This window comes from Planomonospora antibiotica (assembly GCF_014647955.1).
In the GTDB taxonomy this organism is placed as follows: domain Bacteria; phylum Actinomycetota; class Actinomycetes; order Streptosporangiales; family Streptosporangiaceae; genus Planomonospora; species Planomonospora parontospora.
The window spans coordinates 1-986 of the sequence record NZ_BMQE01000145.1; the positions used below are offsets into that span (position 1 = coordinate 1).

Sequence of the window (986 nt, forward strand, 5' to 3'; positions counted from 1 at the left end):
GGAGGACACCCCTTTCAGTGAGTTGACCAGGCGGGACAGGGCGACCTTCGGCGGGAAGTGCACCAGCAGGTGGACATGATCGCTCTCGCCGTTGAACTCGACCAGCTCGCACTCGAAGTCCGCGCACACCTCCCGCACGATCTGCTCCATGCGCTCCAGGTGGATGCCACCGAACACCCGATGCCAGAACCCGGTCACGGAAACCAAATGGGCATCCAGGACGGAAACACAGTTCCTACCGGTTCTGATGTCTCCATGCTCAGCCGTGAACCAACGCTAGGATCACGGCGTGCAGCTCCGGTACAACGTCCGCCTCTACCCGACGCCGGGCCAGCGCCAAGCGCTGGCACGGGCGTTCGGGTGCGCGCGGACGGTGTTCAACGACGGACTGCGCACCCGGCAGGACGCCCGAGCGGCCGGTCTGCCGTACGTCTCGGACGCCGAGCTGTCCAAGCGGGTCATCACGGCGGCGAAGACGACGCCGGAGCGGGCGTGGCTTTCCGAGGTCTCCGCGGTCGTGCTCCAGCAGGCGCTGGCCGATCTGAACACCGCCTACCGCAACTTCTTCGCCTCGATCACCGGCAAGCGCAAAGGGCCGAAGATCGCCCAGCCCCGGTTCCGCTCTAAAAGGGACAACCGGCAGGCCATCCGGTTCACGAAGAACGCCCGGTTCTCGATCACGGCGGGCGGGAAACTACGCCTGCCGAAGATCGGCGACGTGCCGGTGCGCTGGTCGCGGGACCTGCCGTCGGAGCCGTCCAGCGTGACGGTCCTCAAGGACGCGGCCGGGCGGTACTTCGCGTCGTTCGTCGTGGAGACGGGCAACGATCCGCTGCCGGAGACGACCGCCGAGGTCGGCATCGACCTGGGCCTGACGCACTTCGCGGTGCTGTCGGACGGCCGGAAGATCGACAACCCCCGGTTCCTGCGGCGCGCGGAACGACGGCTGAAGAAGGCGCAGCGGGCTCTGTCCCGCACGGCGAAGG

The 986-nt window shown here is 67.4% G+C and carries 2 protein-coding genes; one reads left to right on the top strand and one right to left on the bottom strand.

What is annotated here, in order from left to right; genetic code table 11:
- The coding region (gene tnpA, locus IEZ06_RS35830) for an IS200/IS605 family transposase (protein ID WP_189241113.1) at positions 1-249 on the bottom strand (249 nt) is incomplete at its 3' end.
- Between the two features lie 40 nt (positions 250-289).
- Between tnpA and IEZ06_RS35835 the strand changes: the two genes are divergently transcribed.
- A partial coding sequence (locus IEZ06_RS35835) for an RNA-guided endonuclease InsQ/TnpB family protein (RefSeq protein ID WP_189241112.1) occupies positions 290-986 on the top strand: 697 nt, incomplete at its 3' end.